Here is a 239-nt window from a genome sequence, read left to right as displayed (position 1 = left end):
CGGCTTCGCAGAACCCATATTGCTTCGCAGATTGCGACAACAGGTACAACAACCCGGCTGGCGCTGGCCAAGGCATCCTGCGCTTGCTCCGTCTCTCCGGTGTCATCTTCGATCACCAAGCGCAACAGCACGTTCGTGTCGATGACAACCGTCATCGCCTGTTGGCCCACCCGTCAGCAATCGCTTCGTTGATTTCGTCAATGGTAAGATGCACGCCTGCCTCGTTCTTGATCATCCCA

The 239-nt window shown here is 56.5% G+C and carries 1 protein-coding gene; it reads right to left on the bottom strand.

Annotated features, from left to right (window positions below; translation table 11 throughout):
• The coding region (locus SB679_RS26160; protein WP_410705326.1) for a PIN domain-containing protein at nt 1–155 on the bottom strand (155 nt) is incomplete at its 3' end.
• Nucleotides 156–239: the final 84 nt, after the last annotated feature.

The organism is Chryseobacterium sp. SIMBA_029 (genome assembly GCF_046535275.1).
Classification (GTDB): Bacteria; Bacteroidota; Bacteroidia; order Flavobacteriales; family Weeksellaceae; genus Chryseobacterium.
The sequence above is the reverse complement of the archived record's forward strand: the minus strand, read 5'-3'. Positions and strand labels throughout refer to the sequence as shown.